The following is a 14,915-nucleotide window of genomic DNA, read 5'->3' as shown; positions in this document are numbered from 1 at the left end:
TCCTTATCGCTATGACATTTATCATATAATTTATGGTTTTGAATAGGTAACTTTATTCTGAATTTAAAACCTAGAAATTATGAGACAAAGAATACCTGTAAGCACTATAATGTCAAAGCATCTTATAGCACTTAATAGAAGCGACGATTTGGAGTATGCCGAAATGTTATTTAAACGTCATAAAATAAGACATATTCCTGTAGTGTCTGGAGAAGTTATTGTGGGTATACTAAGCTATACCGACCTATTAAGAATCAGTTTTGCGGATGCTGTTGATGAGTCTGAAAGTGAAGTCGACACTTTGGTTTACAATATGTTTACTATAGATCAGGTTATGGCTAAGAATGTTGTTACTGTAAACTCCCAGACCTCAATCAAGGAAGTGGCAAAAATTTTGGCGACAAGAGAATTTCATGCATTGCCAGTAGTAGATGATGGTATATTGGTAGGCATGGTAACAACCACGGATTTAATCAATTATTTAATTGATCAATATTGAAAAAAGCGCCATTGGGCGCTTTTTTTATGAATTGGCTAAATCTTTTAAGGTTGCAATGGTTGCCGTCGGGTCATCACTCTTAAAAACATGGCTACCGGCTACAAAAGTATCTGCACCTGCTTCAACGAGTTTCTGTATATTCTTATCAGTTACACCACCATCAACTTCTATACGTGTGTCTAGGCCCTGTGCGTCTATCATTGCACGAAGCTTTTTAATGCGTTGATAGGTAACATCTTCAAATTTTTGTCCTCCAAACCCTGGGTTTATAGACATTAATAAAACCATATAGCACTCAGGTAATATATCTTCTAAAACAGATATTGGTGTGGTAATATTTAAAACAATACCGGCTTTACAGCCTGCATCCTTAATTTGCCTAAGCGTTCTGTGGAGGTGTACTGTAGATTCATAATGAACTGTAATGATATCAGCTCCACAATTAGCGAATTCCTCAATGTAGCGTTCTGGCTTTTCAATCATTAGATGCACATCCAAAGGCTTAGTGGCATGTTTTTTTATAGCTTGTATAACTGGCATTCCATATGAAATGTTTGGTACAAAATGCCCATCCATAACATCGATATGAAACCAATCAGCATCACTGTTATTTACCATTTCGGTATCGCGTTGCAAATTGCCGAAATCGGCAGCTAACATTGAAGGAGCAATTAGTTTTGAAGCCATTGTAAGTTGAGTTGTTTTAGTTTGTGCAAAGGTAAATAAATTATGAAGGTTTACGTGGGTTAAATTTAAATCGTTGCTTTTTTAAGCACGAAGCACATATGGCTAAGTTTTCTCGCAAAGGCGCAAAGACGCCAAGTGTTTTGTCAAAAGATTATGAATGGTAATGTTTCTTCCCTTTTTGGAAAGGCCAAAAGATGGTAAAGTCCCTTCCTTCTGGGAAGGGATTTTAGGGATGGGCTGTAAAAAGTGAACCCACGGTAATCAGCCGTGGGTTCTTTCATCAATCAAAAAACGAACAGTTATGTTTTGTAACTGTTGTTACCTTTATTAGGTTGGTCGTTAAATATACAAAATCCTAACCTAATTATATTGTTTAAGTTCGCTTTTGCTCAATTACTAAAGAAAAATTCCTCTCTCTTGATTTGGTAGCTGAGCTTGTCGAAGCTAACCTAAATATGTCTTTAAAATCTTGCTTCTAGACGTATGCTTTAATCGTCTTATCGCTTTTTCTTTAATTTGTCTTACACGCTCACGAGTTAAATCAAACGTTTCGCCTATTTCTTCTAAAGTCATAGGATGTTGATTTCCTAAACCAAAATACAAACGAATTACATCAGCTTCACGAGGTGTTAAAGTTTCTAGTGCACGCTCAATCTCAGTACGTAAAGATTCGTGTAATAAATCTTTATCTGGATTTGGCGATTCACCACTTCTCAATACATCGTATAAGTTAGAATCCTCACCTTCAACTAAAGGGGCGTCCATACTTACGTGACGACCAGAATTCTTCATCGACTCCTTAACATCGTTAATCGTCATGTCTAATTCTTTTGCAATCTCTTCCGCAGAAGGCGGTCGCTCATGACTTTGCTCTAAAAACGCAAACGTCTTATTTATTTTGTTAATTGAACCAATCTTGTTCAACGGTAAACGTACAATACGAGATTGTTCTGCTAATGCTTGTAAGATAGATTGTCTAATCCACCAAACGGCATAGGATATAAATTTAAAACCACGCGTTTCGTCAAAACGCTGTGCTGCTTTTATCAACCCTAAATTACCTTCATTAATTAAATCTGGTAAAGTTAAACCTTGGTTTTGGTATTGTTTAGCAACAGATACAACGAAACGTAAGTTAGCTTTAGTCAACTTTTCTAAAGCAATCTGATCACCTGCCTTAATGCGTTGAGCTAATTCTACCTCTTCGTCTGCTGTAATCAAATCTACCTTACCAATTTCTTGTAGGTACTTGTCTAATGATGCAGTTTCCCTATCGGTTACCTGCTTGGTAATTTTAAGTTGTCTCATTTAATTTTAAGATTTGTGCAATTTACCCGCAACAACGTGTTGCTTTTATTATACGTACAAAAGCAATAAAATGTTACACAACTTTTAAAAAAAACTTTTAGATCTTTAGAAGCTTCACCGTGTCAAGATTAATGTCGTCGATAGTCTCATTAGTAAATTTGTAATGCCCTCTCTTGGTAATTAATCTAAAACGATACGATTTAATTTGACTTAATGTATTTAAAAACAGCCACTTGGACTTAAGCAGTCTTGGTTTTTGAGACTTCAAACTTAAATCGAAAATGTGCTTTCTGCCTTCTTTTTCGGCAACAATATCAGGTGTTACTTCAATATCGCTACCTTTTTTAAGGTAAGATTTCGGTGTTTCGTAACCCTCAATATCAGCCTTAATATTAGAATATCCCAAATTTTCGAGATAAGCAATAGAATGATTTAACTCTTCTGCGTATTTGTCTTTGTCTTGTGTTATCATAACCTATAATATAAGCATTTATACGACAAATACAAATTTTTAAGATAGTTTAACGAAGTGGATGGTAAGACAAATAAGGATTAAATCCTTACTTGTCCTTCTCCAAATACATAATATTTATTAGTTACCAACTGGTTTAACCCTAGTGGGCCTCTATGGTGTAGCTTATCTGTACTTATAGCGAGTTCTGCACCAATACCCATTTGCCCACCGTCTGTAAATCTTGTGGAGGCATTATGGTAGACTGCAGCGCTGTCTACATTCTGCATAAATTGCATGGCTTCTAACTTATCTTCGGTAATTATGGCTGCAGAATGTTTACCTGAATACATGTTGATGATATCTATAGCTTCTTCCAAATTGTCGACTTCACCGATTAACAATTTTAAAGCTAAAAATTCTTCGTACCATACATCTAGGTCAGATACGGTTTCCTTTTGTGATAAAATGTCCGATACCTTATCGTCAACCAAGATTTCGACCTTGTGTTTTTCGAGTTTTTCCTGAAGCATTTTTAACTTCAATTCATATTCAGGAAGATTTTTATTGATTAAGACTTTGTCCAAAGCATTACATCCTGAAATCTTATCAGTTTTTGCATTGATAATTACATTTACGGCTTTGCTCCAATCCGCATGTTCCGATACATAAAGAAAATTGTTTCCTCTACCGCTCACCAATACTGCGCAAGATGCGTTTTCCTTAACAAATTTAATCAGTGATTCTCCACCTCGTGGTACTATTAAGTCTAAAGGTTCGGAAGGGTTTTTTAAGAATTCACGTGTTTCCTCACGCTTAAGGTGCAGTAATTTAATCCAATCTTTTGAGAGACCGTTTTCCTCTAAGGCTTCATGCCAGCACTTTTCTAAAATAAGGTTACTGTTTAAAGCTTCCTTACCACCTTTGAGCAGTATTTTATTATTGGCTTTAAATGCCAATACTGCAGCTTCAATGGTTACGTCTGGCCTAGATTCATATATAATCAAAATCGTTCCGAACGGAGCCGTGGTGTTAACGATGTTTAAATTATTTTGAAGTGTTCTGTTAGATATCTCTTTTCCAACAGGATCGTCTTGAAGCATCACGGCTTTAACAGCTTCGATCATCTCATCCACCTTTTTATCATTCACGATTAATCGATCAAATAGTGCTTGGTCTTCTCTTTGAAAGGCGTCTAAATCCTTTCTATTAGCCTTGATGACATTTTTACGTTCCCTTTCCAAGATTGTAATCATGGTTTTAAGAACATTATTTTTTATTTCAGTATTTAAAAGTTTCATTTCTAATTAATTTTTTTCAATGTTTAGGCACTTATAAATTTTGTGCCTATTTGTTTGTTTTTTACAATGTCCACAATGACATTTTCTCGTTTCCCGTTAGCGATATAGGTAGGTATATCTTTTCTGGCAGTCCCTTTAGCAATTTTTAATTTTGATGCCATTCCGCCACGTCCTTCGCCTTCCTTTTTATTTGAAGCCTGAACGTATTTCTCAACGTTTTCGTTCGTTTTTACAACATTCAGGATTTTTGAATTGTCGTCATCAGGATGTCCTGTGTAAAGTCCGTCGGTATCAGATAGGATGATCAGTCGGTCTGCATTGACCAACTCAGCTACTAAGCTAGCTAGCTCATCATTATCAGAAAACATGGACATGGTCAATGATACGGCATCATCTTCATTAGCGATAGGGATAACGCCTTCTGATAACAATCCTTCATAACAATTAATCATGTTTTCGCGATGTTTACCAGGATCAAAATCGCGCTTTGTAGCCAATACTTGGGCGCAACGCATTCCGTAATCATGAAAAATGCTATAGTAATGGCGCATCATCCTTGGTTGGCCAACCGATGAATAGACCTGTCGTCTTATCGATTTGTTTTCAATATTGGTATCTCCCAATACCTCCATGCCAGCCATAGCAGAACCTGAGGATACTAAGATTACCATTATGTCATCTTCGTAAAGTACAGCGATCTGTCTTACCAATTCGCGCAGTACTGGCCCTAGAATTCTATTGTCTTTGTTTGTTAATACGTTGGTTCCTACTTTAACAACCACGCGCTTTATATCGTCATTCATTTTATTTGTCTTTACCTAATTCTACAGCTCTGTCAAAAGCAGCGTAGGCCGCATCTTGTATCAGCTGTTTCACATTATTGTCTTCCATTGAATCGATGGCAGCTTGTGTTGTGCCTCCTTTTGAGGCCACTTTATCTATCCATGATTTTGGAGATATATTATTTTGGTTGAAGAGCTCTATTGCGCCTTCAAAAGTGCTACTCACTAATACTTTTGAATCATAATCCGAAAAGCCCATTTTGAGAGCAGCTTCTAACATAGACTGCATAAAATAGAATACATATGCTGGTCCGCTTCCCGAAATTCCTGTTGAGGCATCTATATATTTTTCCGAATCGACATGAATTGAAGTGCCTGTGGTGTCTAATAAATTTCTCACCATAATCATTTCAACTTTAGAAACTTCTTCAGCTTCGGTGTAAGATGTAACGCCTTTTCCAACTTGTGCTGGAAGGTTGGGCATTGTACGTATCACTTTCTTCTGGTTGAGGCCATTTTGTATGGTCTCTAAAGTGACTCCAGCCATTAAAGAGACAAATAATTGCTCTTTATTTAGCATCGGTTTCATTTGTTCAAACAAGCCTTCACTGTGATAAGGTTTTACTGCTACAAAAATAATGTGTGCTTTTGGTAAACAATCCTCTAAATTGTCATAGACATCAAACCTTGAATCTTTTCTTAGACTTTCTATTTTTTTAGGATCGGTATCATATATCCTAAGCTTGTGCTTGCTCAATAAAGGTGAACTCGCCATGCCTTCTGCATACGTTAAGCCCATATTACCGGCTCCTATAACTAATACTTTCATTTTTATTTTAATTATTTCACTCTATTTACCACAAGGACTATACGAGAGTGCCAAATAGAACAACTAATTTTAAAAATTTGGAAATATGGAGTGATTAAAAGTAATTGTTAAGAATTTCTAGGATATTAGCGCATAAGTTTGTCAATATGAAAATTACAGTTTTGTATTAGTTGACTAAAACTGTCAGTCTGTCGGTGACAGAATGTGAAAATGAAAGTAAAAACCCATCAATTATGATGGGTTTTCTTAAATAGTTCTGACAATCAGTTTAATTATTTTCTGCCTATCCACGCGTTAACCAACCTCTTTTATTAGCCGTTGCAATGGCATAGGGAGTTATCCAGAATAAGGCAAACGTGTAGAGGATACTGTAACTATATGCCCAAATAGATTCTTTTAACTCGTAACGATAAGCGTAGAACGCTACTGCAAAAGATGATGCCACCAAGATGCTCATTAATGTAGATCCAAGGAATAATAGTGGATGTGTCAAAACAAAAAATAGCATAAAAATTACAAAGGGATAACTCATTACAATTCTTAAGAATTGGCTGATAAATAGCAATCTACTGCCTAGTTTACTACCTTCCCTAAAATCTGTAAATACATATTTAGCCATAGCTAAATTTTCCCTTACGTTGCTTCTTGCCCAACGGATAAACATTTTGTAAAGTCCTGGGTATTTTTCCGGTACATTGGTGTAGGCTACAGCGTTTTTTTGAAATAATACATGTTGGCCTTGCTTTAATATCATGTTGGTCATGGCTCTGTCTTCACCAATATCTGAAGGTTGCCCCATAAAGGTTTGGTTGATCCATTCTGGCAAACAGTTAAAAACTGCAGAACGGCGATAAGCTGCTAAAGCACCTGGTGTACAGAGTACGGAATTTAAGTTACTTTCTGCCGAGCGGACAAACTCAAAACTCATCACAAAACTGACATCGAGCATCTTAGGAAGAATTTCCTTTTTGTTATTTAATACTCTGATGTTACCTGCAACAGCGCCACATTTTTCGTCTTTAGAGAATGGACTTACCAAATTTCTCAAAGTATCTTCGGTAACTATAGAATCACTATCTACCGTAATAAAAATCTCTCCAGACCCAAGGTTAAAACCTCTGTAAAGTGCGTGTCTTTTTCCTTTATTTTCTGGTTGTTGGAATATTTCCACTCTGTCACCTAGTGTTTCTTTAGCCTGTCGCATCCAATCCCATGTGTCGTCCTTACTACCATCATCAATGGACAATAATTGCAGCTTTTCAATAGGGTAGTTACTTTGAGCTAAACTCATTAAGGTATCATATACTTGTTTTCCTTCGTTATAAGCTGGTACAATAACAGTACAGGTTGGCAACTCATTATCAGAAACAGACTCTATGGCTTTATACTTGTAAAAGTTGTAAGCTGTGTAGATAAATAGAAATACTTTGTATATAAATAATAAAGTGGCAATTATTAGGAAGGTTAAGCCAATTGTTGAGCTTCTTCTGTCAACATTGAATTGCTCCAAATCATTATGGAAAACATAAAAGAAATAGAGCCCAATGGTTAATATGATAAATGTACTAAGTAGGACAATTTTATTGTGAGGGTTTTGAGTTTTTCCGTTGCCGTATAAGGTCGTGTTTACAAAAGTCTTTATTTTTTTAAGATTGAAATCTAGCTTAAGTTTTAAGTTCTTTAGGGCATTATATTTTGAAGCCATAGGCTGTTATCTCCTTTTTAATTAATAATTTACAAGAGATGTACGTGACAAGTTTTGATTTAGATTTTTTTTAATATTTATTTAAGAAATTATATGATCTTTTAGTTTTGTGTTGGTCTCATGCAATGGGTTATATGTACTTGTTGATATAACATTTTAGAAAAACAAAAGCCCATCAAATTTTGATGGGCTTCTAGCTTATAAAGTTTCAAAAAAGAATTAATCCTCTTTTTTATCTTCTCTAGGTTTTCTATCGTCTCTGCGATTATCTCTGTTGCGATTGTCGCGTCCACGATTGTCTCTGCCTCTATTATCACGTCCACGGTTGTTGTCTCTTGGAGGTCTTTCCTTAAAACCTTCTGGTTTTGGCAATAATGCCTTACGAGATACTTTTTCTTTACGTGTTCTAGAATCGACTCCGAAGTACTTCACATCAAATACATCTCCCATGTTTACAACATCAGACACATTTTCTGTGCGTTCCCAAGCTAGTTCACTTACGTGTAAAAGAACTTCGTTTCCTGGCGCGTCCGTATACTCTACAACAGCTCCAAAATCTAGCATCTTAATGACTTTGACTTCGTAAACGCTACCAACTTCGGGCTTAAACAATAAAGAATCGATTTTTGCCATTACAGCATCAATACCTTTTTTACCAACTCCAAGCACTTCTACAATACCTTCTTCGGTTTCAGGATCTTCATTGATTACAATAGTTGTGTCGGTTTCTTTTTGTAATTCTTGAATTACTTTTCCACCAGGACCAATCAATGCTCCAATAAACTCATTAGGGATGCGTCTTGTCACCATTGTTGGTGCATGATCCTTAACGTCTTCATTTGGTTGTGCAATCGTATCCGTTAGTTTTTCAAGGATATGTAAACGACCATCTCTTGCTTGTTTTAGTGCATTCACTAAAATCTCATAAGACAATCCTTTCACTTTAATATCCATTTGACAAGCTGTAATACCGTCGGCAGTACCAGTAACTTTAAAGTCCATATCACCAAGATGATCTTCATCACCTAAAATATCAGATAAAACAGCATATTTATCACCTTGAGAAATTAATCCCATGGCAATACCAGACACAGGTTTCTTTAATTGAACACCAGCGTCCATCAATGCCATTGTACCAGAACAAACCGTTGCCATAGAAGACGAACCATTAGATTCTAATACTTCTGAAACAACTCTTACTGTATATGGACAATCTTCTGGCACCATACCTTTTAAGGCACGTTGTGCTAGGTTACCATGACCAACTTCTCTACGCGATGTTCCACGGATTGGCCTTGCTTCACCAGTTGAAAACGGCGGGAAGTTATAATGTAAATAGAAACGCTCTTCACCTTCAAATGATGGCATATCTATTTGGTTTGCTTCTCTAGATGTTCCTAAAGTTACTGTAGCTAACGCCTGAGTTTCACCTCTGGTGAAAATCGCAGAACCGTGTGTTGATGGCAAATAATCTACCTCACACCATATTGGTCTGATTTCAGTGGTTTGACGACCATCTAAACGTAATCCTTCGTTTAAGGTTAAATCTCTAATCGCTATTTTCTGTGCTTTAGCAACATACTTGTGAATGAGCTTTCCTAAATCATCTTGCTCTTCTTCAGAGAACGAGTTGAAAACCTCTTCTTTAATTTCAGAAAATGCTGCACCTCTTTCGTGCTTTGCAGAACCTGCTTTTGCAATGGCATACGTTTTATCGTAAACCATGTCATGGATTTTCTTTTCTAATTCTTCATCTTCGCGCTCTGGCTCGTATTCACGTACTTCTTTTTTACCAACAGCTTCTGCTAATCTTACTTGAGCAGCACACTGTTCTTTAATAGCTTCATGAGCAAACTTAATCGCGTCTGCCATTTCTTCTTCAGAAATCTCATCCATTTCACCTTCAACCATCATCACTGAATCTGCTGAAGCACCAATCATCATGTCGATATCAGACTCTAATAATTGTGAACGTGTTGGATTGATGATAAATTCTCCATTGATACGACCAACTCTAGCTTCAGAAATTGGACATTCAAATGGAAAATCCGATAATTGAATTGCCGCAGAAGCAGCTAAACCTGCCATAGCATCTGGCATAACGTCATCGTCATGAGACATTAACTGAATCATAACCTGTGTTTCTGCGTGATAATCTTTTGGGAATAATGGACGCAATACACGGTCCACTAAACGCATGGTTAATACTTCACCATCACTTGGTCTTGCTTCTCTTTTAAAGAAACCTCCTGGATAACGACCAGCAGCTGCAAACTTTTCTCTATAATCTACTGTTAATGGTAAGAAATCAACATCCGCCTGATGATAGTTAGAAACTACCGTACATAATAGCATACATTTTCCTGATTGCACCACAACGCTACCATGAGCCTGTTTTGCTAATTTTCCGGTTTCGATAGAAATTTCTCTACCATCACCTAGGTCTATGACCTCTTTGTAAGTTTTTGGAATCATAATTTTTTAATTCGGGTACTGATATGCCGAGCATGGTCAGTACTGTTAAACAATGGTCGTTGTGTTGTTGTGTAGTAGTTGTGTGACCAATGAAAAACCGTGTAAGCTTCTTCAATTCGAATTTTAGACGCTTTCGACTGCGTGATATATAAATAAAAACCACGCTTTAAGGCGTGGTCTTTATATTGAGATTATTTTCTTAATCCTAATTCTTTTACTATTGCACGATACCTTAAGATATCTTTCTTAGTTAAATAGTCTAGTAAAGCACGACGCTTACCTACTAATTTTACTAATGAACGCTCAGTGTTGTAATCCTTGCGATTGTTTTTTAAGTGCTTTGTTAAATGGTCGATTCTTGCGGTAAATAATGCAATTTGCCCTTCTGCAGAACCTGTGTCCTTTTCGTTCTTTCCGTGTTTTTTGAAAAGTTTCTCTTTTGCTTTCTGATCTAAATACATGCTAATATTATTGTAAATGATTTTTATGTACTATGAAAGATTTTCTTTCAAGCGGCAAATATAGGACTTTTTTTGCGTTTTGTGGTTTTTTTCGTAACTTTTAGTCTATATTAAAATATTTTGATAGCCTCCCTTACCTAATTGAGAGTTTTTACCTATTAATCCTGTAAATAAAAAGGATGAAAGCAGTAGATTCTAGTCGGAATTTTTCTAACGCACACGATGTATTAGACCGCGTTTTTAACAATACTTATAACGGCATTGCAATTGTAAATCTAGGTGGTAATTGGCTAAAGGTTAATCAAAGTGTGTGCGACCTATTGGGTTATACAAGATGGGAGCTCTTTAATATGGATATCCATAACATCATTTATGCTGAAGATCTTGGTGTACATGAAGAGAAGTACGAAAAACTTATTACGGGTAAAATTGATAAGTACCGCGTTAAACAGCGCTACTTTCATAAGGACGGTTCTATATTGTGGATATTAATTTATGTATCCTTGGTATATTTTAAAGAGGGCAAACCTTATATGATATGGCAGTTTAATGATGTTACTAATCGCCAAAAAAACCAAGATAAGCTAAAAGCAATGTTTAATGTTGTAAAAGAACAAAATGAACGGTTAACAGCTTTTGCAAACATTGTAACACATAATCTAAGATCACATGCAGGAAATTTATCCTCGATAACTGAATTTTTAGAAGAAGATTTTAGCAATCATAAGGATAATGAACACCTTGTTATGCTGAAAAAAGCTGTAGATAATCTAGAAGAAACAGTTTCTCACCTTACAGAAGTAGCTAAAATCAGGGAAATTGAACCTTCAAAATTAGAATCTCTTAATTTATACGATTATGTAGAAAAGGCCATGTATAATATAATTGCTATGGCTCAAAATGCCAATGCTATAATTTATAATGAAATTGATGAGGGTCACTTTGTAAAAGGTGTCCCTGCCTATTTAGATAGTATTGTGCTTAACTTTTTGACCAATGCCATAAAATACAGAGCGGAAGAAAGAACTCCTATTATTGAGCTAACCTCTATAGTTGAAGAGGATTTTATCGTTTTTAAGATTAAAGACAATGGTTTGGGAATAGATATGGAGAAGTATGGTGATAAGCTTTTTCAAATGTATAAGACGTTTCATTACAATGAAGATGCTATAGGCATTGGTCTTTTTATTACCAAAAACCATATTGAATCTTTAGGTGGTAAAGTAGAAGTGACAAGTGGAGTAGGAGTAGGTACTGAATTTTCAATTTACCTAAAAAAAGCTTAAAATTATTTTTATTGCCAATTAAACCTTTTTTGATTGGAGTAGTCTTAACACTATATTAACAATAAAAAAGTAATCATGAAGAATTTAAATGCACTAAAAAAAGGAGTCTTAGGCCTTATGGTTTTGGGCTTAACATTTACATCTTGTAGTAAAGATGAAACTACAGAAACAGAAAATCAAGTTCAAGACACTTCAGAAGTTGAGCGCTCAGCCGAAATAGACCAAATTGATAATGTTTTAGGTGATCTTGTAATCGATGCTTATGAAGGTCAAGAATTAAGCGAAACAGGCAGAACTACATACAACGGGGATATTCCCGACTGTGTAACAATTACAGTGGTTGTACAACAAAACTACAGACAGGTAACTTTAGATTTTGGTACTGAAGGATGTTTGGTTAGAGGTCATTTACTTAAAGGACAAATTGTCTTTGATTATACAAGAGATCCTGAGGCCCAACAAATTGCTATCAACTACAATTTGGTAGATTTTTATTTCGATGCTAAAAACATTATTGCCAGTCGTTCTATCTTAAAAGAGTTATCTAATGATAATGGAAATCCTCAATTTACTCACGATTTAAGTATTACAGTGATTTGGCCAAATGGATTACAGGCGTCTAGAGAAGGTACAAGAATAAGAGAATGGATAGAAGGTTTTGGAAGCGGAGTTTTTAGTGACAATGTTTTTGAAATTACTGGTGATTGGGAAGCGACTTTCGTAAATGGAAACACACATACATACGAGGTTATAATACCATTACGTAGAGAGGTTATCTGCTACTATTTTGTAAGTGGTTCTTTTGATGTACAGCGAACCAACTTTGGAGGTGTTTTTGATTTTGGTGACGGAGATTGCGATAACCAAGCGACATTTACCTTTAACAACGGTACGGAAATCCCTATTACTTTAAATTAGTTTTTGGGTTTAGTTAATTGCATAAAAAAAAGCGAGCCATTTGGCTCGCTTTTTTTTATGCTCTTATTGGTTGATTCTTTATTAAATCTATATAGAGATTAATTTTTTTCTTTAAGTCTTTTCTGTGTGTTATAAAATCTAAGAAACCATGCTCTAACAAAAACTCTGAAGTTTGAAAACCTTCTGGTAGTTCTTGGCCTGTTGTATCTCTTACAACTCTTGGGCCAGCAAAACCGATTAGTGCACCTGGCTCAGAAATATTAATATCTCCTAGCATAGCGAATGATGCAGTCGTTCCTCCAGTAGTTGGATCGGTACACAATGAGATATATGGAATTTTGGCATCTGCCAATTGCGCGAGTTTTACGGAAGTTTTTGCTAATTGCATTAATGATAAAGCTGCTTCCATCATACGCGCACCACCAGACTTGCTTATGATCATAAAAGGGACTTTGTTTTTTAGTGCATAATCTGCAGCTCTTGCAATTTTTTCACCGACAACGCTTCCCATAGATCCTCCGATGAAGGCAAAATCCATGCACGCAATAACTAAATCTTGTCCATTGGACTTGCCAACAGCTGTACGTACAGCATCTTTTAGGTTAGTCTTAGCTTGTGCAGCTTTTAAACGCTCAGGATACTTTTTTGTATCAACGAATTTCAGAGGGTCTTTTGATGTAAGGTTAGCATCTAATTCTTTGAATTTATTATCATCAAAGAGAATTTCGAAATACTCTTTACTACCAATTCTTACATGATAACCATCTTCTGGGCTAACGTAAAAATTTTGTTCTAGTTCTTTGGTGTCAATTATTTTTCCTGTTGGAGATTTATACCAAAGCCCTTTGGGAGTATCTTTTTTTTCCTCTGTTGAGGTGTGTATTCCTTTATCTTTTCTTTTAAACCAAGCCATATTGATATACGATTTTGGGTTCATCAATTATAGACAAATTACTTCTGTCTGTAAATTGATGAATTAGTTAGTTAGGTGGGCAAAATTACTACTTATTAATTAAACTCAAAAGTTGTAGGTCTATCTAATTTAGCATAAAAAATAAACCTATCAAAACTATAATCTTTAGTATTGATAGGTTTTAAGAATATTTATTGAACTTTTACAGCGTATCTATATTGTTTAAATCTTCAAAAGCTTTTTTAAGTCGCTCAACAAAAGCTTGTTCACCTTTACGTAGCCAAACCCTTGGGTCGTAATACTTCTTGTTTGGTGAATCTGGTCCATCAGGGCTACCTATTTGGGTTTGTAAATAATCTTTTTTATCGTCAATGTAATCTCTTACACCACTCAAAAATGCCCATTGCATATCGGTATCGATATTCATTTTAATAACTCCATAACCAATTGCTTCTCTTATTTCTTCAACGCTAGAGCCCGAGCCACCATGAAATACAAAGTCTATATGATTATGCTCAACATTAAATTTCTCTGAAACGTACTCTTGAGAATTCTTTAAAATCTTTGGAGTCAATTTTACATTACCTGGTTTATAAACACCATGAACGTTTCCAAATGCAGCAGCAACAGTAAACTGATCGCTCACTTTCATTAATTCTTCATAGGCATAGGCCACTTCTTCCGGTTGCGTGTATAATTTTGATTCATCAACGTCGCTGTTATCAACACCGTCTTCTTCACCACCAGTGATACCTAATTCAATTTCTAAAGTCATACCCATTTTACTCATACGAGCTAGGTACTCTTTACAAATCTCAATATTTTCTTCTATTGGCTCTTCAGAAAGATCAATCATATGAGAGCTATATAAAGGCTTTCCAGTTTCTTCAAAGTGTTTTTCACTTGCGTCTAATAAACCATCTATCCAAGGCAATAATTTTTTTGCACAGTGATCGGTGTGTAAAATCACAGGTACTCCATAAGCTTCTGCCATAAGATGTACATGCTTTGCGCCAGCGATGGCACCAGCAATAGCACCTTTTTGGTCTTCATTACCTAATCCTTTACCCGCATTAAATTGTGCACCACCATTAGAAAACTGAATAATTACAGGTGCGTTTAACGCTTTAGCAGTTTCTAAAACACCATTTATAGAATTTGAACCTATAACATTAACAGCTGGTAAGGCAAAGCCTTTTTCTTTTGCTAACTTGAAAATCTCTTGAACTTCTCTACCTGTTGCAACGCCAGGTTTAATATTGTGACTCATAATTTTATGATTGAAAAATTAGACTCAAAA

Annotated in this window: 14 protein-coding genes; 3 read left to right on the top strand and 11 right to left on the bottom strand. The window is 35.7% G+C overall.

The genetic code is table 11. The features are described 5' to 3' along the window. The first annotated feature begins 79 nt into the window (after positions 1 to 79). Complete coding sequence (locus ACQ65V_RS02425) at positions 80 to 499, top strand: CBS domain-containing protein (protein WP_430466728.1); 420 nt, start codon at positions 80 to 82, stop codon at positions 497 to 499. A gap of 24 nt (positions 500 to 523) precedes the next feature. On the opposite strand, the gene rpe is transcribed toward ACQ65V_RS02425, so the two are convergent. The 9 genes from rpe to rpsO form a co-directional block, all read right to left on the bottom strand. Then, on the bottom strand, positions 524 to 1,186 hold the full coding sequence (gene rpe / locus ACQ65V_RS02420) for a ribulose-phosphate 3-epimerase (RefSeq protein WP_430466727.1): 663 nt from the start codon (positions 1,184 to 1,186) through the stop codon (positions 524 to 526). 444 nt (positions 1,187 to 1,630) lie between these two features. Continuing rightward, positions 1,631 to 2,494 carry a sigma-70 family RNA polymerase sigma factor gene (locus tag ACQ65V_RS02415; RefSeq protein ID WP_430466726.1) on the bottom strand — a complete coding sequence of 288 codons (864 nt, stop codon included), beginning with the start codon at positions 2,492 to 2,494 and terminating at the stop codon, positions 1,631 to 1,633. Positions 2,495 to 2,591: 97 nt separating this feature from the next. Then, positions 2,592 to 2,966: a hypothetical protein gene (locus ACQ65V_RS02410; protein ID WP_155088376.1), complete on the bottom strand. Its 375-nt coding sequence runs from the start codon at positions 2,964 to 2,966 to the stop codon at positions 2,592 to 2,594. 80 nt (positions 2,967 to 3,046) lie between these two features. Then, positions 3,047 to 4,246, bottom strand: coding sequence for a glutamate-5-semialdehyde dehydrogenase (locus tag ACQ65V_RS02405; protein WP_430466725.1), 1,200 nt, complete (start codon positions 4,244 to 4,246; stop codon positions 3,047 to 3,049). 23 nt (positions 4,247 to 4,269) lie between these two features. After that, positions 4,270 to 5,049 carry a glutamate 5-kinase gene (gene proB / locus ACQ65V_RS02400; RefSeq protein ID WP_412560028.1) on the bottom strand — a complete coding sequence of 260 codons (780 nt, stop codon included), beginning with the start codon at positions 5,047 to 5,049 and terminating at the stop codon, positions 4,270 to 4,272. A gap of 1 nt (position 5,050) precedes the next feature. Next, on the bottom strand, positions 5,051 to 5,857 hold the full coding sequence (gene proC / locus ACQ65V_RS02395; RefSeq protein WP_273288702.1) for a pyrroline-5-carboxylate reductase: 807 nt from the start codon (positions 5,855 to 5,857) through the stop codon (positions 5,051 to 5,053). 283 nt (positions 5,858 to 6,140) lie between these two features. Continuing rightward, entirely contained in the window at positions 6,141 to 7,562 is a 1,422-nt protein-coding gene (locus ACQ65V_RS02390; protein ID WP_430466724.1) for a glycosyltransferase, read from the bottom strand. 219 nt (positions 7,563 to 7,781) lie between these two features. Continuing rightward, positions 7,782 to 10,037, bottom strand: a complete 2,256-nt coding sequence (locus ACQ65V_RS02385; RefSeq protein WP_273288704.1) for a polyribonucleotide nucleotidyltransferase — start codon at positions 10,035 to 10,037, stop codon at positions 7,782 to 7,784. A 191-nt stretch (positions 10,038 to 10,228) separates the two neighbouring features. Beyond that, positions 10,229 to 10,498 (bottom strand): 30S ribosomal protein S15, encoded by a 270-nt coding sequence (gene rpsO, locus ACQ65V_RS02380; RefSeq protein ID WP_155088381.1) that lies wholly within the window; start codon positions 10,496 to 10,498, stop codon positions 10,229 to 10,231. A 179-nt stretch (positions 10,499 to 10,677) separates the two neighbouring features. On the opposite strand from rpsO, the gene ACQ65V_RS02375 reads away from it, so the two are divergent. Both ACQ65V_RS02375 and ACQ65V_RS02370 read left to right on the top strand, forming a co-directional pair. Beyond that, positions 10,678 to 11,784, top strand: coding sequence for a sensor histidine kinase (locus tag ACQ65V_RS02375; protein ID WP_430466723.1), 1,107 nt, complete (start codon positions 10,678 to 10,680; stop codon positions 11,782 to 11,784). Between the two features lie 75 nt (positions 11,785 to 11,859). Further along, complete coding sequence (locus tag ACQ65V_RS02370; RefSeq protein WP_430466722.1) at positions 11,860 to 12,702, top strand: hypothetical protein; 843 nt, start codon at positions 11,860 to 11,862, stop codon at positions 12,700 to 12,702. A gap of 55 nt (positions 12,703 to 12,757) precedes the next feature. Here ACQ65V_RS02370 and accD read toward each other — a convergent pair whose 3' ends face one another. Both accD and fbaA read right to left on the bottom strand, forming a co-directional pair. Next, a complete protein-coding gene (accD, locus tag ACQ65V_RS02365; RefSeq protein WP_155088630.1) occupies positions 12,758 to 13,615 on the bottom strand; it encodes an acetyl-CoA carboxylase, carboxyltransferase subunit beta in 858 nt (285 codons plus the stop codon). 202 nt (positions 13,616 to 13,817) lie between these two features. After that, on the bottom strand, positions 13,818 to 14,885 hold the full coding sequence (gene fbaA, locus ACQ65V_RS02360) for a class II fructose-bisphosphate aldolase (protein ID WP_273288707.1): 1,068 nt from the start codon (positions 14,883 to 14,885) through the stop codon (positions 13,818 to 13,820). Positions 14,886 to 14,915: the final 30 nt, after the last annotated feature.

The sequence above is a fragment of the Winogradskyella ouciana genome (genome assembly GCF_965284585.1).
In the GTDB taxonomy this organism is placed as follows: domain Bacteria; phylum Bacteroidota; class Bacteroidia; order Flavobacteriales; family Flavobacteriaceae; genus Winogradskyella; species Winogradskyella ouciana.
The sequence above is the reverse complement of the archived record's forward strand: the minus strand, read 5'-3'. Positions and strand labels throughout refer to the sequence as shown.